20 protein-coding genes are annotated in these 19985 nt (G+C 74.0%); 15 read left to right on the top strand and 5 right to left on the bottom strand.

The genetic code is table 11. The features are described 5' to 3' along the window. Positions 1 to 217: 217 nt before the first annotated feature. The 5 genes from IAG42_RS04505 to IAG42_RS04485 all read left to right on the top strand — a co-directional run bounded on the left by IAG42_RS04505 (position 218) and on the right by IAG42_RS04485 (position 2692). Positions 218 to 646 (top strand): SRPBCC family protein, encoded by a 429-nt coding sequence (locus tag IAG42_RS04505; RefSeq protein WP_188335714.1) that lies wholly within the window; start codon positions 218 to 220, stop codon positions 644 to 646. Between the two features lie 145 nt (positions 647 to 791). Then, on the top strand, positions 792 to 1214 hold the full coding sequence (gene panD / locus IAG42_RS04500; RefSeq protein WP_188335713.1) for an aspartate 1-decarboxylase: 423 nt from the start codon (positions 792 to 794) through the stop codon (positions 1212 to 1214). Positions 1215 to 1257: 43 nt separating this feature from the next. Continuing rightward, complete coding sequence (locus IAG42_RS04495; RefSeq protein WP_188335712.1) at positions 1258 to 1629, top strand: GNAT family N-acetyltransferase; 372 nt, start codon at positions 1258 to 1260, stop codon at positions 1627 to 1629. Between the two features lie 2 nt (positions 1630 to 1631). Continuing rightward, positions 1632 to 2279, top strand: coding sequence for an aspartate/glutamate racemase family protein (locus IAG42_RS04490; RefSeq protein ID WP_223206355.1), 648 nt, complete (start codon positions 1632 to 1634; stop codon positions 2277 to 2279). A 191-nt stretch (positions 2280 to 2470) separates the two neighbouring features. Continuing rightward, positions 2471 to 2692 carry a hypothetical protein gene (locus IAG42_RS04485; RefSeq protein WP_188335710.1) on the top strand — a complete coding sequence of 74 codons (222 nt, stop codon included), beginning with the start codon at positions 2471 to 2473 and terminating at the stop codon, positions 2690 to 2692. Positions 2693 to 2699: 7 nt separating this feature from the next. Here IAG42_RS04485 and gndA read toward each other — a convergent pair whose 3' ends face one another. After that, on the bottom strand, positions 2700 to 4142 hold the full coding sequence (gndA, locus tag IAG42_RS04480; RefSeq protein ID WP_188335709.1) for an NADP-dependent phosphogluconate dehydrogenase: 1443 nt from the start codon (positions 4140 to 4142) through the stop codon (positions 2700 to 2702). 242 nt (positions 4143 to 4384) lie between these two features. Between gndA and IAG42_RS04475 the strand changes: the two genes are divergently transcribed. Continuing rightward, entirely contained in the window at positions 4385 to 5647 is a 1263-nt protein-coding gene (locus IAG42_RS04475; protein WP_188335708.1) for a transglycosylase family protein, read from the top strand. Here IAG42_RS04475 and IAG42_RS04470 read toward each other — a convergent pair. Continuing rightward, positions 5637 to 6674, bottom strand: a complete 1038-nt coding sequence (locus IAG42_RS04470; RefSeq protein ID WP_188335707.1) for a DMT family transporter — start codon at positions 6672 to 6674, stop codon at positions 5637 to 5639. The two genes, IAG42_RS04475 and IAG42_RS04470, sit on opposite strands and share 11 nt — an antisense overlap. 280 nt (positions 6675 to 6954) lie before the next feature. On the opposite strand from IAG42_RS04470, the gene glgA reads away from it, so the two are divergent. Both glgA and glgC read left to right on the top strand, forming a co-directional pair. After that, the gene (gene glgA / locus IAG42_RS04465; protein WP_188335706.1) at positions 6955 to 8118 is read left to right on the top strand and encodes a glycogen synthase; all 1164 of its coding nucleotides are present in this window, start codon (positions 6955 to 6957) and stop codon (positions 8116 to 8118) included. A gap of 16 nt (positions 8119 to 8134) precedes the next feature. Continuing rightward, positions 8135 to 9352, top strand: a complete 1218-nt coding sequence (glgC, locus tag IAG42_RS04460) for a glucose-1-phosphate adenylyltransferase (RefSeq protein ID WP_188335705.1) — start codon at positions 8135 to 8137, stop codon at positions 9350 to 9352. 12 nt (positions 9353 to 9364) lie between these two features. Here glgC and IAG42_RS04455 read toward each other — a convergent pair whose 3' ends face one another. After that, positions 9365 to 10402: an Lrp/AsnC family transcriptional regulator gene (locus IAG42_RS04455; protein WP_188335704.1), complete on the bottom strand. Its 1038-nt coding sequence runs from the start codon at positions 10400 to 10402 to the stop codon at positions 9365 to 9367. Between the two features lie 114 nt (positions 10403 to 10516). On the opposite strand from IAG42_RS04455, the gene IAG42_RS04450 reads away from it, so the two are divergent. The 4 genes from IAG42_RS04450 to IAG42_RS04435 all read left to right on the top strand — a co-directional run bounded on the left by IAG42_RS04450 (position 10517) and on the right by IAG42_RS04435 (position 16326). Continuing rightward, positions 10517 to 11719 (top strand): M20 metallopeptidase family protein, encoded by a 1203-nt coding sequence (locus IAG42_RS04450; protein ID WP_188335703.1) that lies wholly within the window; start codon positions 10517 to 10519, stop codon positions 11717 to 11719. Next, entirely contained in the window at positions 11716 to 13116 is a 1401-nt protein-coding gene (locus IAG42_RS04445; RefSeq protein WP_188335702.1) for an MFS transporter, read from the top strand. The genes IAG42_RS04450 and IAG42_RS04445 overlap by 4 nt, the downstream gene beginning before the upstream one ends. Positions 13117 to 13269: 153 nt before the next feature. Beyond that, positions 13270 to 14673: a wax ester/triacylglycerol synthase family O-acyltransferase gene (locus IAG42_RS04440; protein ID WP_188335701.1), complete on the top strand. Its 1404-nt coding sequence runs from the start codon at positions 13270 to 13272 to the stop codon at positions 14671 to 14673. A 147-nt stretch (positions 14674 to 14820) separates the two neighbouring features. Then, the gene (locus IAG42_RS04435; RefSeq protein WP_188335700.1) at positions 14821 to 16326 is read left to right on the top strand and encodes an SDR family NAD(P)-dependent oxidoreductase; all 1506 of its coding nucleotides are present in this window, start codon (positions 14821 to 14823) and stop codon (positions 16324 to 16326) included. On the opposite strand, the gene IAG42_RS04430 is transcribed toward IAG42_RS04435, so the two are convergent. Both IAG42_RS04430 and IAG42_RS04425 read right to left on the bottom strand, forming a co-directional pair. Continuing rightward, positions 16305 to 17141, bottom strand: a complete 837-nt coding sequence (locus IAG42_RS04430; RefSeq protein ID WP_188335699.1) for an SDR family oxidoreductase — start codon at positions 17139 to 17141, stop codon at positions 16305 to 16307. The two genes, IAG42_RS04435 and IAG42_RS04430, sit on opposite strands and share 22 nt — an antisense overlap. A gap of 95 nt (positions 17142 to 17236) precedes the next feature. Next, complete coding sequence (locus IAG42_RS04425) at positions 17237 to 17743, bottom strand: metal-dependent phosphohydrolase (protein WP_188335698.1); 507 nt, start codon at positions 17741 to 17743, stop codon at positions 17237 to 17239. Positions 17744 to 17858: 115 nt separating this feature from the next. On the opposite strand from IAG42_RS04425, the gene IAG42_RS04420 reads away from it, so the two are divergent. From IAG42_RS04420 to IAG42_RS04410, 3 genes are all read left to right on the top strand, one after another. Next, positions 17859 to 18236: a hypothetical protein gene (locus tag IAG42_RS04420; RefSeq protein WP_188335697.1), complete on the top strand. Its 378-nt coding sequence runs from the start codon at positions 17859 to 17861 to the stop codon at positions 18234 to 18236. Positions 18237 to 18312: 76 nt separating this feature from the next. Further along, positions 18313 to 19059, top strand: coding sequence for a DsbA family protein (locus IAG42_RS04415; RefSeq protein ID WP_188335696.1), 747 nt, complete (start codon positions 18313 to 18315; stop codon positions 19057 to 19059). Further along, positions 19056 to 19955 carry a cytochrome c biogenesis CcdA family protein gene (locus IAG42_RS04410; protein WP_188335695.1) on the top strand — a complete coding sequence of 300 codons (900 nt, stop codon included), beginning with the start codon at positions 19056 to 19058 and terminating at the stop codon, positions 19953 to 19955. Before IAG42_RS04415 ends, IAG42_RS04410 begins: the two co-directional genes overlap by 4 nt. Positions 19956 to 19985 lie beyond the last annotated feature (30 nt).

The following is a 19985-nucleotide window of genomic DNA, read 5'->3' as shown; positions in this document are numbered from 1 at the left end:
CCGGATCGCGCGCAGATACGGGCCCCTCTCCGGCTGAACCCGCCACCCGAGAAGGCGGGTTCAGCCGGAGAGGGGCCCGGGTTCGAGACCTGAGCTCCCGAGAGGCCGGCCCGGTAGAAGAGGGGACCCAGGCCGGCCCCTTGGTCGCGTGATCGTCGTGCCCTGCGTCGCAAGCCCTTCGGACTCAACCATCACGCATGCCCGATATTGCCCCAATATGCGCAGAATCTTCACGCGACTCGCCGGGGGAACCGTGATCGATGTCGACCCCGCAGAGGTGTGGACCGCGATCCATCACTGGGGCGAGGTCCACCGCGGACTCGCCCCGGGCTTCGTCATCGACACCCATGTCGACGGCGACGTCCGGGTGGTGACCTTCGCGGACGGCACGGTCGTGCACGAGCTCGTCGTGTCGCTGGACGACGACGCCCGGCGCATCGCGTACGCGGTGGTGGGCGGATCCATGGACCTCGTCCACCACCACGCCTCCATGCAGGTGTTCGCCGAAGCCGGCAGGCGCAGCCGATTCGTCTGGATCACCGACGTGCAGCCGCACAGCTGCGCGGAGCCCGTCGCCGCGATGGTCGACCAGGGGATCCAGGCGATCCGCCGGACCCTGAGCATCGCGTCCGCCGCCGCTTCCTGACACGAGGGCTCGTGCCGGCGCGGGCCTGCTCGGCGGGGCGCACGATCTTCCCGAAGGCCTTCGGGGCGAAGGTGGGCCGATGTAGAGTGAAGAACGCCCTTGACCTGCACAAAGCGGGCAGGGAGCCGCCTTCTAGGAGTCCATAGTGCTGCGCACCATGTTCAAGTCCAAGATCCACCGTGCCACCGTCACCCAGGCCGACCTGCACTACGTAGGCTCCGTGACCATCGATGCCGATCTGCTCGACGCCGCCGATCTGCTGCCCGGCGAGCTCGTGCACATCGTCGACATCGACAACGGGGCCCGGCTCGAGACGTACGTCATCGAGGGGGAGCGGGGGTCCGGAGTCATCGGGATCAACGGGGCTGCCGCCCACCTCGTGCACCCGGGCGACCTCGTGATCATCATCAGTTACGCTCAGGTCGACGACGCCGAGGCGCGTGCGCTGCGGCCCCAGGTCGTGCACGTGGACCGGGAGAACAAGATCGTCGCGCTGGGTGCGGACCCCTCCGAGCCCGTCCCCGGCGGCGCCGACCGGCGCAGCCCCCAGGCGGTGCCCGCGGGCTGAGCGGGGCCTCGGCGCGGGAGAGCCTCAACCCGAGGAGAGCCGCATGAGCCCCACGAGCACGCCGGGCGAGATCGACATCCGGGACGACCGCGAGCGGGGCCGGCTGAGCGCCCGGATGGGCGGGCCCGACGGGGAACTCGTCGGGCACATCCAGTACTTCGTGCTGGAGGAGCCGGAGCGGGCCCTGGTCGCCGTGCACACGATCGTGGAGCGGGAGTACGAGGGCCGCGGCATCGCCGGCTCGCTCACCCGCGAGCTGTACGCGATCGCCGCCCGGGAGGCCGTGCACGTCGTCCCGCTGTGCCCGTTCGCCGTGCGCTGGGCCGCCCGGCACCCCGGTGAGGCGCCCACCGTGTCCGACACGCTGCGGCGGGCCGCCGAGCAGGCACTCGCCTCCGACCCCGGGAAGTGGTGACCGTGCTCGTCCTGCTGCACACCTCGCCCGTGCACGTGCCCGTCTTCGAGGCTCTGCGCGACGCGCACCATCCCGGGCTCGCCCTGCGGCACGTCGTGCGCGAGGAACTCCTGGAGCGGGCCCGGGCCGCCGGGCCCGCCTCCGTCACCGACGACGTCCGCCACCTGCTGGCCGAGGCCGCCGCCGACGGGGCCGGAGCCGTGCTGTGCACCTGCTCCTCGATCGGCGGCGTCGCCGAGTCACTCGCCGCGGACCTCGGGGTGCCCGTGCTGCGGCTCGACCGGCCCATGGCGGCCCGCGCCGTCGCCCTCGGCCCGCGCGTGACCGTCGTCGCCACCACCCACAGCACCCTGGGCCCCACCGTCGCCCTCGTCGAGGAGGAGGCGGCCCGCGCCGGGCGCCCCGTCGACGTACGGACGGTGCTGGTGGAGGGGGCCTGGGAGCTGTTCCTCGCCGGGGACCACGAGGGATATCTCGGCCTCGTCACCGCCGCGCTGGACGCCATCGGCCCCGCCGACGCCGATGCCGTCGTGCTGGCCCAGGCCTCGATCGCGGACGCCGCCGACCGGACCCGTACGGACGTGTCCGTGCTCTCCAGCCCGCGCCCCGGACTGGCAGCCGCGGCACGCGCCGCGGCAGCTGTGGAGTAGCCGCGGCACCTGTGGAGTAACGGCGCCCGGGTCTTCCGGGCCGGCCTCCGAGCGTCCTCACCGGCCCCCGACCGGCACGAACCGCGAACGCTCCGCCACCCGGGGTGAGCGTCACGCGTGGATCGCGCGGGCGTGGGCACGCGACGGGGGTGACAGTGGAAGGACCCCCGTAGAACTCTGGAGGAACGACCATGACCCACCCGTTCCCCGACCCCGTCCCGCCCGGACCCACGCCGGGACCCGGTCCGGGACCCCGGCCGGGCCCCGGACCCGACCGGCCCGACCCCGGGCCGCTGCCGGACCCGTTCCCGACCCCGGTGCCGCGTCCGGTCCCCGAGCCGTCGCCGTCCCCCGTGCCACCGGACCCGGACCCCGACCCGAAGCCGCCGGAGCCCGAGCCCTCGCCCGCCTAGCGGGCCCTCAGGCCTCGACCTCGCTGCGGTCGCCGCCCCAGAGGGTGTGGAACGAGCCCTCGCGGTCGACGCGCCGGTAGGTGTGCGCGCCGAAGAAGTCGCGCTGGCCCTGGGTGAGCGCGGCCGGCAGCCGCTCCGCGCGCAGCGTGTCGTAGTAGGCGAGCGCCGCGGCGAAGCCCGGGGTCGGCACGCCCTCGGTCACCGCGGTGCTCACCACCGACCGCCAGTCGTTCTGGGCTGCCGCGATCTCCTCGGCGAACCCCTTGTCGGACAGCAGCGACACCAGACCGGGGTCGGCCTCGTAGGCCGCGGTGATGCGGTCCAGGAACGCGGCCCGGATGATGCAGCCGCCGCGCCAGATCCGGGCCACCGCCCCCAGGTCGATGTCCCAGTCGTACTCCGCGCTGCCCGCCGCGATCTCGTGGAAGCCCTGCGTGTACGACACGATCTTCGAGGCGTACAGCGCCTGCTCGACGTGATCGGCGAAGTCGGCGCGCTCCGTGTCCGCGATCGGCTCGGGGCGCGGGCCCGCGAGTTCGCCGGACGCCGCCCGCAGGTCGGCGTGGCCCGACAGGGAGCGGGCGAACACCGCCTCCGCGATGCCCGACACCGGCACCCCGAGGTCCAGCGCGATCTGCACGGTCCAGCGTCCCGTGCCCTTCTGCTCGGCGCGGTCCTGCACGATGTCGACGAACGGCCGGTCGGTCGCCGCGTCCACGTGGGACAGCACCTCCGCCGTGATCTCGATCAGGTACGAGTCGAGCCGGCCCGTGTTCCACGTGCGGAAGACGTCCGCGATCTGCGCCGGGGTGTAGCCGCCCACGTCGCGCAGCAGCTGGTACGCCTCGCCGATCAGCTGCATGTCCGCGTACTCGATGCCGTTGTGCACCATCTTCACGAAGTGGCCCGCGCCGTCCGGGCCGACGTGCGTCACGCACGGGGCGCCGTCCTTCGCCTTCGCGGAGATCTTCTCCAGCATCGGCCCGAGCGCGGCGTACGACTCGACGCTGCCGCCCGGCATGATGCTCGGACCGTGCAGGGCGCCCTCCTCGCCGCCGGAGACGCCCGTGCCGACGAAGTGGATGCCCTGCTCGCGCAGTTCCTTCTCGCGCCGCCGGGTGTCCGCGAAGTGCGCGTTGCCGCCGTCGACGATCATGTCGCCGGGTTCGAGCAGCGGGGCGAACTCGCCGATCACCGCGTCCGTCGCCGCACCCGCCTTCACCATGATCACCAGGCGTCGGGGCCGCTCCAGCGCCGCCACGAACTCCTCGGCGGTCTCGGTCGGGACGAAGATGCCCTCCTCGCCGAACTCCGCGACGAGGTCGTGGGTGCGCGCCGCCGTGCGGTTGTGGAGGGCCACGGTGTAGCCGTTGCGGGCGAAGTTCCGCGCGAGGTTGCGGCCCATGACGGCGAGCCCCGTGACACCGATCTGCGCTGTGCTGCTGCTCATGCCTGTCGCTCCTGGATCGGGATGGTGGCCGGTCCGCCGGACGCCGGGGCCGACCCTTCGACGGTACGTACGGGTACCGGCGCGGGCATCCCGTGCGGAGGCGGGGATTCCTGAGGCGTGGGCCCGGTGCCCAGGGTCCAAAAGTCGCCATAGTGGCTTGGGAGTCTCTTGTCACGACTGTGCGGGAGCGGCTAATTTGCCGCTCCTACGTGTGCCCGCAGGTGGTACCAGAGGGGGCTTTCATGGCGTTACGCGGCCGGCACCGCCGGTATCAGCCGAGCCGGGTCAACCGGGCGTCGCTCACCGTGACCGTGGGCGGCGCGGGCATCGCGATCCCCCTGATAGGCGCGGGCACCGCCGAGGCCGCCGACGCCGCGACCTGGAACAAGGTCGCCGCCTGCGAGTCCTCCGGCAACTGGAGCATCAACACGGGGAACGGCTACTACGGCGGCCTCCAGTTCACCGGCTCCACCTGGGCCGCGTACGGCGGCACCGCCTACGCGCCGCGCGCCGACCTCGCCACCCGCGACCAGCAGATCGCCGTGGCCGAGAAGGTCCTCGACGGGCAGGGGCCCGGCGCCTGGCCGGTCTGCTCGCAGCGGGCGGGCCTGTCCCGCACCCCCGAAGCCGCCCCGCCCCGCGCCCCCGAGCGTCCTGCGGTCCGCGCCGTCAAGGACGTGAAACCCGAGGTCACGCCGCAGTCCAGAGCCGGCCGCACCGAGATGTACACGGTCCTCGGCGGCGACACGCTCTCCGGCATCGCACAGAGCCGCAAGGTGCCCGGCGGCTGGTCCCGGCTCTACGAGGCGAACCGCTCGACCATCGGCGCCGACCCGGACCTCATCCTGCCCGGCCAGCGCCTCGCGATGCCCGGCGGGAAGGCGACCCCGGTCCGCCCGGACCGTACGCAGAAGCCCGCGGCGCGTCCGGCGGAGTCGGCGCAGCCTCCGGCGCACAAGGCGGAGCCGAAGCAGCCCGAACACAAGAAGGCAGCCCCGAAGAGGACCGAGCCCAAGAAGGCCGAGCGCGAGAAGGCTGCGCCGCACAGAACCGCGCCGAAGAAGAAGCCGCAGGCCGAGAAGCCCGCGACGCACCGCACGAGCGGCGTCGTCGCCCCGGTCAGCGCCTCCATCGGCACCCCGTACCACGCGGCCGGGTCCTCCTGGTCGAAGGGCTACCACACGGGCGTCGACTTCGCGGTGCCCACCGGCACCTCCGTCAAGGCCGTCGCCGCAGGTCAGGTCGTGTCCGCGGGCTGGGGCGGCTCGTACGGCTACGAGGTCGTGATCAAGCACGCCGACGGCCGCTACAGCCAGTACGGGCACCTGTCCGCGCTCAGCGTGAAGAGCGGGCAGCGGGTCGTCGCGGGCCAGCGCATCGCCCGGTCGGGCTCCACGGGCAACAGCACGGGCCCGCATCTGCACTTCGAGGTGCGGACCGGGCCCGGCTTCGGCAGCGACATCGACCCGCTCGGCTATCTGCGGGCCCGCGGCGTCAGGATCTGACGTCCTGGATCCTCCGGTCGTCCCGGGGCCGCCGCGGGCGGCTCGGGCGGCCGGGGCGGTGCGGATGCTTCGGGATGTCGTCCAGCGCGGCGGGACTGTCCGGCACCACCGGGCCGTCCGGTACCACCGGGCCGTCCGGCGCCGGAGAGGCGGGCGCGGCGTCCGATGACGCCCCGTCCCGCGCCCCGGCGGCCCGCCGGTCCCGGCCGATGCGCTCCGTGGTGAGCAGGATCAGGCCGCCCGCCGCCACGACACCGCAGCCGAGCGCCAGGACGGTGCCCGCCGTGCCGTGCCGGAAGGACTCGCCGAACAGGGTGAGGCCGACGGCGGACGCCACCACCGGGTTCACGACCGTCGCCGTCGCCAGGGGCGCGGCCAGGCCCGCGCCCCGGTAGGACGCCTGCGACAGCAGCATGCCCGTCGTCGCCAGCGCGGCGATCGCCAGCAGCGTCGTGAGCTGCTCCGGGACGCTGCCCGACCAGTCCTCGGCGACGGACTTCGTGAACACCGACGCCATGCCGAACGCGCCGCCCGCCCCTATGGCCAGCAGCACCGACCGCACCACCGGATGCCGGTGCGCGGCCCGCGCCGACGTCATCAGGACGAGGACGGCCCCGGCCGTGATCAGACCGACCACGAGACGCTCCGTACCGTCCAGGGACTGCTCGGAGGGGGTGCCGGTCAGCGCGAGGAGCCCCGCGAGGCCCGCCGTCGCCATGATCGCGCCGCGCCAGGCGGTCGCCCCGGCCCGGCGCCCCACCAGCAGCGCCGACATCGGCAGGGCGAGCACGATGGTGAGCGCGCCGAGCGGCTGCACGACGCTCAGCGGCCCGTACGCGAGCGCGATGACGTGCAGGAGCGCTCCCATCCCGTTCAGGCAGCCCGCGCCCCACCAGGCCGGCCTGCGCAGCGGCGCGTACACCGCTTCCGGAGAGGTCTCCGCGACGCGCTCCTGCACGATCGCCCCGCCCGCGTACGCGACGGCGGAGACGAGCGACAGCAGCACGGACAGCGCCAGGGCACTCATATGGCGTCCCTGGTGGTGCGGCGCGGAGCGCGATCGGTTCTCATACCCTCCACGATCTCTCGCCCGAGCCGATCTGTCGTCCGACCACAGACGGCATCGGGTCGTACTGCCGATGGAGTACGCCGCCCTCCGGGTCATCCCCAGGACGGGTGTCGCGCGGCGTAGGGGTGGCCTCGTCGTGTCGGCGGTCTTCCGCCCGCGCCCCCCATGGGTGACCATGAGGGGGCGATCCGGGCACGACGATCCGAGCGAGTGGTGGACGACCGACACGGGGGCGCGCGTGCGAGTGGGACTGCTCACGAGGGAGTACCCGCCGGACGTCTACGGCGGCGCCGGGGTCCACGTCGAGTTCCTGGCGCGCGAGCTGCGCCCGCTCGTCGACCTGGAAGTGCACACCTGGGGTGAGGGTTCATCGGCCGGGGTCCGCCGGCACCGCGCCTGGCCCGCCCTCGACGGGGCCAACGACGCGCTGCGCACCCTGTCCGTGGACCTGGCGATGGCCGCCGCACTCGAAGGCCGCGAGCTCGTCCACTCCCACACCTGGTACACGGCGCTCGCCGGCCATCTCGCCGCCCTGCACCTCGGCGTCCCGCACGTCATGACCGCGCACTCCCTGGAGCCGCTGCGCCCCTGGAAGGCGGAGCAGCTCGGCGGCGGCTACGCCCTGTCGGCCTGGGCCGAGCGCACCGCGATCGAGGCCGCGGACGGGGTCATCGCCGTCTCCCGCGCCATGCGCGACGACATCCTGTCCTGTTATCCGGCCCTGGAGCCCAAGAAGGTCCGGGTCGTGCACAACGGCATCGACGTCTCCCTGTACCGCGCCGACCCCGGCACCGACGTCCTGCGCCGTTTCGGCATCGACCCCGCCCGCCCGTACGTCCTGTTCGTCGGCCGCATCACGAGGCAGAAGGGCGTCCCGCACCTGCTGCGCGCCGCCCGGCACCTCGCCAAGGGCGTCCAGGTCGTGCTGTGCGCGGGGGCGCCCGACACGCCGGAGATCGGCCGGGAGTTCCGCGCGCTGGTCGAGGAGCTGAAGCGGACCCGGGACGGTGTGTGCTGGATCCCGTCCATGCTGCCGCGCACCGAGGTCGTCCAACTCCTCACGCACGCCTCGGTGTTCGTGTGCCCGTCCGTCTACGAGCCGCTCGGCATCGTCAACCTGGAGGCGATGGCCTGCGGAACCCCCGTCGTGGCCTCCCGGGTCGGCGGCATCCCGGAGGTCGTCGCGCACGGCGAGAGCGGACTGCTCGTCCCGTACGCGGAACAGGACCCGGAGGCCTTCGAGGCGGGCCTCGCGCGGGCGATCGACGAGACGGTCGGCGACCCGGACGCGGCCCGCCGCATGGGTGAGGCCGGACGGGAGCGGGCCGCGGCCGAGTTCGGCTGGGACGCGATCGCGCGGCGCACGGCGGACGTGTACGAGGAGATCATCGACGGCGCCTGAACGGCAGGGGGTTGGCATGCGCGGTGGACCTTCGGTGCTCGGGATCGTACTGGCGGGAGGAGAGGGCAAGCGGCTGTTACCGCTCACCGCGGACCGGGCGAAACCCGCGGTCACCTTCGGCGGCACCTACCGGCTCGTCGACTTCGTCCTGTCGAACCTGGTGAACGGCGACATCCTGCGGATCTGCGTGCTCACCCAGTACAAGTCCCACTCCCTCGACCGGCACGTGACGACGACCTGGCGCATGTCGAGCCTGCTCGGCAACTACGTCACCCCGGTGCCCGCCCAGCAGCGGCTCGGCCCGCGCTGGTTCTCCGGCAGTGCCGACGCGATCCTCCAGTCCCTCAACCTCGTCCACGACGAACAGCCCGACTACATCGCCGTGTTCGGCGCCGACCACGTGTACCGCATGGACCCGCGCCAGATGCTCGCCCAGCACATCGAGAACGGCGCGGGTGTCACCGTCGCCGGCATCCGGGTGCCCCGCACCGAGGCCTCCCAGTTCGGCGTCATCACCCCGGCACGCGACGGCACCCGCGTCGAGTCCTTCCTGGAGAAACCTGCCGAGCCGCCGCCGCTGCCCGGCAGCCCCGGTCAGGTGTTCGCCTCGATGGGCAATTACCTGTTCACCACCAAGACCCTCGTCGACGCCCTCCAGCAGGACGCCGAGGACACCGCCTCCGCGCACGACATGGGCGGCTCGATCCTGCCCCTGCTCACCGAGCGCGGCGTCGCCCAGGTCTACGACTTCGACGGCAACCACGTGCCCGGCGAGACCGAACGCGACCACGGCTACTGGCGCGACGTCGGCACCCTCGACGCCTACTACGAGGCCCACATGGACCTCGTCTCGGACCAGCCCGTCTTCGACCTCGACAACCGGCGCTGGCCCATCTACACCCACCCCGGGCAGCTGCCGCCCGCCCGGTTCTGCGCGGGCGGCATCGCGAGCGGGTCGATCGTCAGCCCCGGCTGCGTCATCCGCGGCCAGGTCACCCGCTCGGTGCTCTCGCCGGGCGTGGAGATCGGCGACGGCGCCGTCGTCCAGGGCTCGGTCCTGCACGACAACGTGCGGATCGGCAGGGGAGCGGTGGTGCGCGGAGCCGTCCTGGACAAGAACGTCGAGGTCCCGGCCGGCGCCACGATCGGCGTCAACCCGGGCCGCGACGCCGAGCTGTACACGGTGTCGAAGACCGGCGTCATCGCGCTCGGGAAGGGGCAGGCGGTGCGCTGAGCCGAGCCGGGCTCAGACCCGGCCGGCGTCGCGGGCGTCGATCGGGACCGCGCCCGTGCGGTAGCCGTTCTCGTCGAGCAGGTGCCCGTTCAGCTTCACCGGCCACAGGGCCACCGCCCGGTCGACGACCGTCAGAGCGGGCACCCGCTCCGCGAGCCGCACCTCGAAGCGCTGCGCGTCGTCCAGGGAGCGCACCCAGGCGATCACCTTCAGGTTGTGCCGGCCGATCACCCCCGCGCACAGGCGCACCTCGCGCGCGCCCGTGACCTGCTGCGCCACCGCCCGCAGCCCGTCGGGCGCGCTGCGCCCCCACAGGACAAGGGACACCGGCCACTCCGACAGCGGGCGCGCCACCTCGCAGCGCGGCTGGGCCATCCCCGAGGCCAGCAGCCGGTTGACCCGGCGGCGCACGGTGTCCGGGCCCGCGCCGCAGCGTTCGGCGAGCGCCCTATGGCCGATCCTGCCGTCCACCGACAGCTCCGCGAACAGGGCATGGTCGAGGTCGGTCAGCTCGAACACCGACGTGTCCCCGCGCGGCGGCGCCGACTCGGTGAGCCGGGCGATCTGCGCCGCGTCGAGCGCCCGCAGCCGCCACCGGCTGCCCTCGGTGTAGACGGTGCTCGCCAGATGGGTGCGGGCCGTGACGACGCCCGGCAGGGCGCCGAGCCGGTGCGTCACCCAGCGCGTGACCGCCGCCAGCCGGGGCGCGATCAGGGTGATCAGCAGGTCGCGCTCACCGCTGACGTGCTCGACGGCGATGACGTGCGGCTCGGCGGCGAGCGCCCGGGCCACCTCCGGCACCCGGCCGTTCGCGCAGTCCACCTCGACGAACGCGAGACAGCCCTGGCCGGTCTCCGCGAGGACGGGCCCGGGATGACAGCTCACCCACGCGGCGCCCGCCTCGGTCAGCCGGCCCCAGCGGCGCGCCACCGTCACCGGGTCCACGCCGAGTGCCGCGCCGATCCGCGCCCACCCGGCCCGCGGCGCGATCTGGAGGGCGTGCACGAGCGCCTGGTCGAGATCGTCCAGCGCACCGCCGAATTCCTGCACGCGCGGCCACCTCTCTGCGTTTTCCCTGCGATCCGGGCGGCGTTCCTGCCGTGGCACAGCACCCTGAGCCCACCCGCTCCGCCCCGCCGGACCGTACCAGGAGGTTCCTCCCCGATGTCGATCACCGAACGCGCCCGTGAACTCCAGCCCGACCTGGTCCGGCTGCGCCGCGCCCTGCACCGCGAGCCCGAGCTCGGCCTGGCGCTGCCCCGCACCCAGGAGAAGGTCCTTGCCGCGCTCGACGGACTGCCCCTGGAGATCACCCCCGGCCGGGCCATCGGCTCCGTGACCGCGGTCCTGCGCGGCGGCCGGCCCGGCGGCGCCGTCCTGCTGCGCGGAGACATGGACGCCCTGCCCGTCACCGAGAAGACCGGCCTCGACTACGCCTCCGAGGTGCCCGGCGCGATGCACGCCTGCGGCCACGACCTGCACACCGCCGGGCTCGTCGGCGCCGCGACGCTGCTCGCCGAGCGCCGCGAACACCTCCAGGGCGACGTCGTGTTCATGTTCCAGCCCGGCGAGGAGGGGCACAACGGCGCCGGACGCATGATCGAGGAGGGCGTCCTCGACGCCGCCGGCAAGCCGCTCGACGCCGCGTTCGCCCTGCACGTCGCGGCGAACCGGCTGCCCGGCGGCCTCGTCGCCACCCGCCCCGGAACCGTCACCTCCGCCTCCGACGTCCTGACCGTCACCGTGCGCGGCGCCGGCGGCCACGGCTCCACCCCGCACAGTGCGAAGGACCCCGTCCCGGTCGCCTGCGAGATCGTCACCGCCCTGCAGAACTGGGTCACCCGGCGCTTCGACATCTTCGACCCCGTCGTCGTCACCGTCGGCAGCTTCCACGCCGGCACCCAGGCCAACGTCATCCCGGAGACCGCCACCTTCGAGGCCACCGTGCGCAGCTACTCGGAGGCCGCCCACGCACAGCTCATCGAGGGCCTGCCGCGGCTGGTGCGCGGCATCGCCGAGTCCCACGGCGTCGACGCCGAGACCGACTACCGGGTCCAGTACCCGGTCACCGTCAACGACCCGGGCGAGACCGCCTTCGCCCTGGAGGCCGCCCGCGAACTGCTCGGCCCGACCCAGGTCCTGGAAGCCCCGCACCCGGCCAACGGCTCCGAGGACTTCGCGTTCGTCCTGCGGCGCACCCCCGGCACGATGCTTCTGGTGGGCGCGGCCCCCGAAGGCGTCGACGCGTCGACCGCCCCCATGAACCACTCGCCGCACGCCGTCTTCGACGACCGGGTGCTCGGCCGGCAGGCCGCCCTGCTCACCGAGCTCGCCGAGCAGCGCCTCGCCCGCGGCGGCGCGGCATGACGGCCCCGGCCGACGGCAGAGTCCGTACGGTCGTCGGGCTGCTCGTCGCCTTCGAGCTCGTCAGCGGCTTCCTCCAGGGCGCTGCCGTCCCCCTCGTCCCCGCCGTCCAGGACTGGCAGGGCATCACCACGGGCCAGGCCCAGTGGTTCACCACCGTCCAGTTCCTGGCCGCCGCGATCAGCGTCCCGGCCTTCGGGCGGCTCGGCGACCTGTACGGACACCGCCGGATGATCCGGGTCGCACTCGCCACGATCGCGGCCGGCACACTGCTCGTCGCCTGCGCCCCGAACCTGGCCGTGCTCCTCGTGGGCCGCGCCCTGATGGGCCCCCTCGCCGCGCTGCTCCCGCTGGAGATCGGCCTCGTCCGGGACCGGCTCAGCGTCGACGGCGGACGCCGGGCCGTCGGCCTCCTCGTCGGTGCGCTCACCCTCGGCTCGGTCCTCGGACACGCGCTCGCCGGGCCCCTGCTCTCGCTGACCGGCGACCTGCGCCTCACCCTGTTCGTCCTCGCCGCGCTCGCCGCGGCCTGTGTCGCCGTGTCCTTCACCGCGATCCCCGAGTCCGGCACCCGGCCGGAGGGGCGCATGGACCGCGCGGGCGCCGTCCTGCTCGCGCTCGCCCTCGTCGTCCTGCTCGGCACGGTCTCCCGCGCCGCGGCCTGGGGCTGGGGCTCCCCGCTCACCCTCGGCGGACTGCTCCTGGCCGTCGTGCTCCTGGCGGTGTGGACGCGGCTCGAACTGGCCCACCCGCACCCGCTCGTGGACGTCCGTGCCCTGGCCCACCGGCACAGCGCCCCCTACCTCGCCTCCGCGTTCGTGCTCGGCGCCGTGATGCTCGGTGGGCAGGCCGTCGGGGTCAGCTTCATGGCCGCCTCACCCGGCGACGAGGGATACGGCTTCGGACTCGCCGCCTGGCAGATCAGCGTCTACGGCGTCGTCCCGCACCTCACCGCGTTCGCCGGTTCCGTGCTCTGCGCCCCGCTCGCCGCCCGCATGGGCTACCGGCGCCTCCTCCTCGTGGCGTTCACCCTCCTGGCGGCCGGATACCTGGGCCTGATCGGGGCGAACACCGCGCTCGCGCCGTTCACCGCCGCCAACGCGCTGACCGGGATCGGCTGCGGCCTCGCGCTCGGGGGACTGCCCACCGTCGTCGTCGAGGCCGGCCCGGCCGACCGCACGGCGAGCGTCACCGCCGTCTACAACAACCTCAAGACCCTCGGCGGCAGCATCGGCGGCGCCGCGTTCGGCACCGTCCTGGCGGGCCTGGTGATCGGCACGACGGACACGCCGTCCCGGACCGCCTATCTCGCGATCTGGGCCGGGGGAGGGGTGGCCTGCGCCCTCGCCGTCGGGGTCCAGCTCCTCGCGGCGAGGCGGCCCGCGGTGCTCGCCGCCTGATCCGGCAGAGCACTTCTGCCACACGAGTCACGCCCGACACCATTCGGGCGCCTCTTAATCAAGTGTTAACTGTCTGTGCGCGGATCGTACTTGACCGTAATCGATCGATCGGGGTTGACTGCGACTCCCCTGTCCTCGACGCGAGAGCACTCCATGACTGCGCAGAGTTCGGACCTGCTCGCCCCCCTCGACCTGGCGTTCTGGAACATCGAGACCGCCGAGCACCCCATGCACCTGGGCGCGCTCGGCGTCTTCGACGGAGCCGGCGACGGGAAGAGCGCCGCCCGGCACGCGTACGAGCTGCTCGCCTCCCGCGCCGCCGCCGTCCCCGGACTGCGCATGCGTCTCGCCGGGGTGCTGTTCCCCGTCGGCGGCGCCGCCCGGGTGCCCGTCCGCGACTTCGACCCGCGCGAGCACGTCCGCCTCGGCGTCCCCGTCGAGAACTTCCACGCCGCCGCCGGCGCCCTCATGGAGCGGCCCCTCGACCGGCGCAGGCCCCCGTGGGAGGCCCACGTGCTGCCCGCGGCGGACGGCTCCGGCTTCGCCGTCCTCTTCAAGTTCCACCACGCCCTCGCGGACGGCCTGCGCGCCCTCACCCTCGCCGCCGCGGTCATGGACCCGACGGACCTGCCGCTCGCCCGCGCCCCGAAACCCGAACCGCAGCGCGGCCGCGGCCTGCGCCTGCCGTTCTCCGGCATGCGCGAGCTCACCCTCGCCGACCTCGACCCGCGCCGCTACCCCGACCACGTCCGCTCCGTCGTCGGCAGCACCGCGCAGGCCCTGTCCATCGGCGCCTCCGTCGCCCGCGCCACCCTCGGCGTGCGCACCTCGCCCGCCCTCACCTCGCCCGGCAGCGGGACCCGGCGCACCGCCGGCGTCGTGCTCGACCTCGACGACGTGCACCGCATCCGCAAGAGCGTCGGCGGCACCGTCAACGACGTCCTCATCGCTCTCGTCGCGGGTGCCGTGCGGCGCTGGCTCGACGAGCGCGGCGACGGCAGCGAGGGCGTCGAGCCCCGCGCCCTCGTCCCCGTCTCCCGCCGCCGCCCCCGTACCGCGACCCCGCAGGGCAACCGCCTGTCCGGCTATCTCGTCCGGCTCCCCGTCGGCGAGCGCGACCCCCTGGAGCGGCTGCGCGTCGTACGGGCCACCATGGACCGGCGCAAGGACCACGGCCCGAGCCGCGGCGCCGGCGCGGTCGCCCTGCTCGCCGACCACGTCCCGCCGCTCGGCCACCGCCTCGGCGGCTCCTTCGTCGGGCAGAACGCCCGGCTCCTGTTCGACCTGCTCGTCACCAGCGTCCCGCTGCCCAGCCTCGGCCTGAAGCTCGGCGGCTGCCCGCTCACCGAGGTGTTCCCGCTGGCCCCGCTCGCCCAGGGGCAGTCCCTCGCCGTCGCCGTCTCCACGTACCGGGGCCGCGTGCACTACGGACTCGTCGCCGACGGCGTCGCCGTGCCCGACCTCGACGTGCTCGCCACCGCGCTGCGCACCGAGCTGCGGGTGCTCACCGAGGAGTGCGAGCGCGCCGCGAGCCCCGGCGGCGCCTCCCGGGCGTGACGTCCGTCATTTGGCCGACCCCGCCCGCCCCAGTATCCTCCGGAGCTGGCGGGATCAGCTGAGTGACCTGTAAGGTGCCGCCTTTTGGCAGTCGCGCGGCCACCGGGCATCGGCGCGGCACGAGCGACACGAGGAACAGCAGCGGCGATGACCGTGACAGAGGACAACCAGGCCCCGACGGCGGCCGAGGCCACGGACACCGCGTACGGCCCGGGCATCGACCCCGAGCGCCTCGCCATCTGCCTGAGCGTGCTGGACGAACTGGACGAGCTGGACGTCGACCACCCCGACGCGATCACCGTCCGGCGCGCCACCGCGGGCATCTACCGCACCGTGAAGCAGCGCCGCCGCCAGGAGCGCCGCGCCGCCAAGACCGCCCACGACAAGGCCGTCACCGAGGCGACCGCGACCGGCTCCGCCGAGCGCATCGACGACGAGACCGAGGGCCTGCTGCCGAGCTCGCAGACCGAGGAGGGCCGGATCGCGGGGATACTGCAGCGCCCGCGCTCCTGCTACACCTGCAAGACCCGCTACGTCGAGGTCGACTACTTCTACCACCAGCTCTGTCCGGACTGCGCCCGCGTGAACCGCGCCAAGCGCGACGTCCGCGCCGACCTGACCGGCAAGCGCGCCCTGCTCACCGGCGGCCGCGCCAAGATCGGCATGTACATCGCGCTGCGGCTGCTGCGCGACGGCGCGCACACCACCATCACGACCCGCTTCCCCAAGGACGCCATCCGCCGCTTCAAGGCGATGGAGGACTCCGCGGACTGGATGGACCGCCTGGAGGTCGTCGGCATCGACCTGCGCGACCCCGCGCAGGCCGTCGCGCTCGCCGACCAGATCGCCGACGCGGGCCCGCTCGACATCCTGATCAACAACGCGACGCAGACCGTGCGCCGCCTGCCCTCCGCCTACGCGGCCCTCGTCGACGGCGAGAACGCCCCGCTGCCCGCGGGCGAACTGCCCCCGTACCACGTCATCGGCGCGTTCAACTCCGGCGCCGTCGACGGCATCGCCGCGCTGCCCCTGGGCACCAGCGGCATCGACGCCCAGCAGGTCGCCGACCTCGCGCTCGTCGCGGGCAACGCGAGCGTGGAGCGGCACCTCGCCGGCACCGCCATCGACGCGGGCGGCCTCGTGCCGGACGTCGTCGACTCCAACACCTGGGTGCAGACCATCGAGCAGATCTCCCCGGTGGAGCTCCTCGAGACCCAGCTGTGCAACTACACGGCGCCGTTCATCCTCATCAGCAAGCTCCGCCCGGCCATGGCCGAGGCCGCCAAGAAGGCCGCCAGCGGACGCGCGTACGTCGTCAACGTGTCGGCGATGGAGGGCGTCTTCGGCCGCGGCTACAAGGGCGCGGGCCACCCGAACACGAACGCGGCGAAGGCCGCGATGAACATGGTCACGCGCACCAGCGCCCAGGAGATGTTCCAGTCCGACGGCATCCTCATGACGTCCGTCGACACCGGCTGGATCACCGACGAGCGCCCGCACTACGACAAGCTGCGGCTCGCCGAGGAGGGCTTCCACGCCCCGCTCGACCTGGTCGACGGCGCGGCCCGCGTCTACGACCCGGTCGTGCGCGGCGAGGCAGGAGAGGACCTGTACGGCGTCTTCCTGAAGGACTACGAGCCCGGCAAGTGGTGACGCAGCTGCCGCTGCACCGCTCCCGGATCGCCGCCCGGTGAGGCGGCACGCACCCGCGTGCCGCCGTCCACCACCAGATCCGCCCCCGTGACCCACGCGGCCTCGTCGGACACCAGCCAGCGCACCGCCCGCGCCACGTCGCCGGGCTCGCCGATCCGCCCGCTCGGCAGCCCGGCCGCGACGCTCTCCTCCGCGCGCTCCCACACGAACCGCGCCATCTCGGTGCGCACCAGACCCGGCGACACCGAGTTCACCCGCACCCCGGGCCCCAGCTCGCCCGCCAGCTGGGCCGTCAGATGCAGCAGCGCCGCCTTGCTCGTCCCGTACGCGCCGACGTTCGGGCCCACATGGGCGGCGCCCTCCGTGCACACGTTGACGACGGCGCCGCCGTGCTCGCTCATCCAGGCCCGCCACGCGCACTGCACGAGCCGCAACGGCGCCTCCACGTTCACCGCGAACGCCGTGCGCCAGGCGTCCGGATCGGCGTCCATCAGCGGTCCGTACGGCTGGTTCGTCGCCGCGTTGTTCACCACGACGTCGAGCCGCCCGTACGCGGCCACGGTCGCCTCCGTGACCTCCCACAGATGCGCCGGATCGGCGACCGAACCGGCGACGCCGATCGCCTCCGCACCCTCGTCCCGCAGTGCGGCGACCGCCTCGCGGACCCCGTCCGCGTCCCGCGCCGTCACACACAACCAGGCACCGCAGCGGGCGAGTTCACGGGCGATCGCCAGGCCGATGCCGCGCGTGCCGCCGGTCACGACGGCCGCCCGGCCGGCCAGGACGCCGGAGACCTCGGCAGGACCTGAAGTCATGGGCGTACGGTCTCACGTTCTCGGCTGACTGACGATGCGTCAGCCGTGCGAGGTGCGTGGGAAGTCGGTGACGGGGTGGGCAGGGAGCGGGCGGATCAGCGGCTGTGGGCGGGCGTCCGCAGGAGCCCCTGCGCGGCCCGCTCCAGCAGCTCGCGCCAGTCCTCCACGACCCCCGCGCCCGGACCCGCCGCCCGGCCCGCGTCGTCCGTCGCCCGGCACAGCGCCACCGCGTCCCACGCCAGCGGATCGGCCTCGAACGCGGCCGCCTCGCCCGGACTCATCGGCCCGCCGCGCAGACCGGACCCGGCCTGGACGGCGCCGGGCTCGACCGCCGCCAGATAGCGCCGCGCCGGGACGCGCAGCCGCACCAGTCGGGCCACCCGCTCGCCGAGCAGCCCGCGCACGGCCTCGGCGGTCGGGGCCGCCTCACCCGCGTCGCCGACCAGACCGTGGACGAGCCCGGCGAGCTGGAGCTCCTTGTCGCTGGGGTGCGCGCGGCGCAGCAGCGCCGCCGTCCGCAGCGCGTGCTCGGGGCCGAGGGCGCGCAGCGCCGCCATCAGCTCCTCGACGGTGCAAGGTTCGAAGCGGTGCGGGGACGGCATGGGTGACTCCTCCCGAAGGTCTTCCGGTGGTCGACCCCAGCCGACCATGGACACCTGACGGACCGGTCAACGGGACGTTAACGGTCCGTCCCCCGCGTGGGGCACAATGGCCCGCATGCCCCGCACCGTCCCCCGCACCCGCGTGCTGTGGGGCGTCGTGCTCATCGGCCTGCTCCTGTCCGTCCTCGGCGCCCAGCACTGCGCCCGGTCCTTCGCCTCGGCCGCGCCCGGCGCCGCCGAGATCAGCGCGAGCCGGCAGGCTGCGCCGGCCGTCCCGGGCTGCGACCCGCAGCGGCAGCACGCCCCCGACGACCGGCAGGGTCTGCCACACCGCGGCACCGCCGCACACGAACTCCTCGCGCCGCTCGCCCACGAGCACGGCCGCGGCGCCGCCGCACTGCTCGACGCGCCCGCGCCCCGCACCCCGGCCGGCCGCGCCCCGCCCCCGGCCGACGCGCCGTCACCCGTCGAACTGTCCGTCCTGCGCGTGTAGCCGACGCCCCGGGCCGCTTCCGCCTGCCCGGAACCCGTCGCACCGTCACCTCCTCCTCACGCAAGGACCTTTCGGCATGCCCGAGAAGAAGAAGATCGCCCGTCCCCTGGCCATCGGCGCCGGCGTCGCCGTGGCCGCCGCCCTGCTCGGCCTCGTCTCCTACACCGCCACCAAGCCCGAGCCGCGCGACGCCGCAAGCACCGGCAGCGCCGCGACCGTCGAGCAGGGGCCCGCCGACGAGACCACCCAGGCCCTCGTGAAGCTCGCCCGCCGCGAGGCGAAGGACCCGCTCGCGCAGGGCCGCGCCGACGCGCCCGTCGTCCTCATCGAGTACGCCGACTTCCGGTGCGGCTACTGCGGGAAGTTCGCCCGCGACACCGAGCCCGGCCTCGTGAAGAAGTACGTCGAGGACGGCACCCTGCGCATCGAGTGGCGCAACTTCCCCATCTTCGGCGCCGAATCCGAGACCGCGGCGCGCGCCGCCTGGGCCGCCGGACAGCAGGGCCGCTTCTGGCAGTTCCACGCGGCCGCCTACGCCGAGGGCGCCAAGGAGAAGGGCTTCGGCGCGGACCGCCTCGACGCGCTCGCCCGGGAGGCCGGGGTGAAGGACCTCGACCGGTTCCGCCGCGACCTCGACGGCGAACAGGCCCACGCGGCCGTCAAGAAGGACCAGGGCGAGGCGTACAGCCTGGGCGCCACCTCCACGCCCTCCTTCCTGATCAACGGTCAGCCCATCGCGGGCGCCCAGTCCGACGCGGTCTTCGAGCAGGCCGTCGAGACCGCGAAGGCACAGGAGGAGAAGAAGGCGCGGGACGCCAAGTGAGCGACATCGGCTACCTCGCGGCGTTCCTCGGCGGCCTGCTCGCCCTGCTCAGCCCGTGCAGCGCGCTGCTGCTCCCCGCGTTCTTCGCCTACTCGATCGACAGCCCTACCCGGCTCGTCGCCCGCACCGGCGTCTTCTACCTCGGCCTCGCCACGACCCTGGTCCCGCTCGGCGCCGCCGGCTCGTACGCCGGCCGCTTCTTCTACGGGCACCGGGACCTGCTCGTCACGGTCGGCGGCTGGACCGTCATCGTGCTCGGGGTGCTCCAGATCGCGGGGCGCGGATTCACCTCCCGGCGGCTCACCGAGCTCTCCGGGCGCATCCGCCCCACCACCGCCGTGTCCGTCTACGCGCTCGGCGCTGTCTACGGGCTCGCCGGATTCTGCGCGGGCCCCATCCTCGGCAGCGTCCTGACCGTCGCCGCGCTCGGCGGGCATCCCGTGTACGGCGGCGTCCTGCTCGCGGTCTACGCCCTCGGCATGGCCGTGCCGCTGTTCCTGCTCGCGCTGCTGTGGGAGCGGTTCGACCTGGGGCGGCGCCGGTTCCTGCGCGGCCGTGCCGTGCGCCTCGGCCGCTTCGAGACCCACTCGACCTCGCTCGTCTCGGGCCTCTTCTTCCTCGCCCTCGGCACCCTGTTCCTGGTGTTCGACGGGACGACGGCGCTGCCCGGACTGCTGGACGTGGACGACTCGTTCGCCGTCGAGCAGTGGGCCCGGTCGGCCGGCGGACACGTCCCGGACGCGGCGCTGCTCGTCGCGGCCGTCGCCGTGGTGGGCGTGGTGCTCGTGGTCCGGGCCTGGCGCGGCCGTACACCCACCGTGAGCGAGGGGGACGAACACCGCGAGGACGTGAACACGGCGGACCCGGCGGCCGTATCTTCCCGTACCACCACGTAGCTCGCCGCACGGGCGAGCCGACGCCGGTCA

Origin of the sequence: Streptomyces xanthii (assembly GCF_014621695.1) — a bacterium.
GTDB lineage: Bacteria > Actinomycetota > Actinomycetes > Streptomycetales > Streptomycetaceae > Streptomyces > Streptomyces xanthii.
Note: the sequence above shows the minus strand (reverse complement) of the source record. Positions and strands in the feature narration are given on the sequence as shown.

What these genes read in the sequence shown, in the direction of transcription:
- IAG42_RS04495 (WP_188335712.1), top strand. Translation starts at nt 1,258, where the DNA reads ATGAGCCCCACGAGCACGCCGGGCGAGATCGACATCCGGGACGACCGC.
- glgC (WP_188335705.1), top strand. Translation starts at nt 8,135, where the DNA reads ATGCGCGGTGGACCTTCGGTGCTCGGGATCGTACTGGCGGGAGGAGAG.
- IAG42_RS04430 (WP_188335699.1), bottom strand. Translation starts at nt 17,141, where the DNA reads ATGACTTCAGGTCCTGCCGAGGTCTCCGGCGTCCTGGCCGGCCGGGCG.
- IAG42_RS04470 (WP_188335707.1), bottom strand. Translation starts at nt 6,674, where the DNA reads ATGAGTGCCCTGGCGCTGTCCGTGCTGCTGTCGCTCGTCTCCGCCGTC.
- IAG42_RS04445 (WP_188335702.1), top strand. Translation starts at nt 11,716, where the DNA reads ATGACGGCCCCGGCCGACGGCAGAGTCCGTACGGTCGTCGGGCTGCTC.
- IAG42_RS04475 (WP_188335708.1), top strand. Translation starts at nt 4,385, where the DNA reads ATGGCGTTACGCGGCCGGCACCGCCGGTATCAGCCGAGCCGGGTCAAC.
- gndA (WP_188335709.1), bottom strand. Translation starts at nt 4,142, where the DNA reads ATGAGCAGCAGCACAGCGCAGATCGGTGTCACGGGGCTCGCCGTCATG.
- IAG42_RS04435 (WP_188335700.1), top strand. Translation starts at nt 14,821, where the DNA reads ATGACCGTGACAGAGGACAACCAGGCCCCGACGGCGGCCGAGGCCACG.
- IAG42_RS04440 (WP_188335701.1), top strand. Translation starts at nt 13,270, where the DNA reads ATGACTGCGCAGAGTTCGGACCTGCTCGCCCCCCTCGACCTGGCGTTC.
- IAG42_RS04425 (WP_188335698.1), bottom strand. Translation starts at nt 17,743, where the DNA reads ATGCCGTCCCCGCACCGCTTCGAACCTTGCACCGTCGAGGAGCTGATG.
- IAG42_RS04420 (WP_188335697.1), top strand. Translation starts at nt 17,859, where the DNA reads ATGCCCCGCACCGTCCCCCGCACCCGCGTGCTGTGGGGCGTCGTGCTC.
- IAG42_RS04450 (WP_188335703.1), top strand. Translation starts at nt 10,517, where the DNA reads ATGTCGATCACCGAACGCGCCCGTGAACTCCAGCCCGACCTGGTCCGG.
- IAG42_RS04415 (WP_188335696.1), top strand. Translation starts at nt 18,313, where the DNA reads ATGCCCGAGAAGAAGAAGATCGCCCGTCCCCTGGCCATCGGCGCCGGC.
- IAG42_RS04505 (WP_188335714.1), top strand. Translation starts at nt 218, where the DNA reads ATGCGCAGAATCTTCACGCGACTCGCCGGGGGAACCGTGATCGATGTC.
- IAG42_RS04485 (WP_188335710.1), top strand. Translation starts at nt 2,471, where the DNA reads ATGACCCACCCGTTCCCCGACCCCGTCCCGCCCGGACCCACGCCGGGA.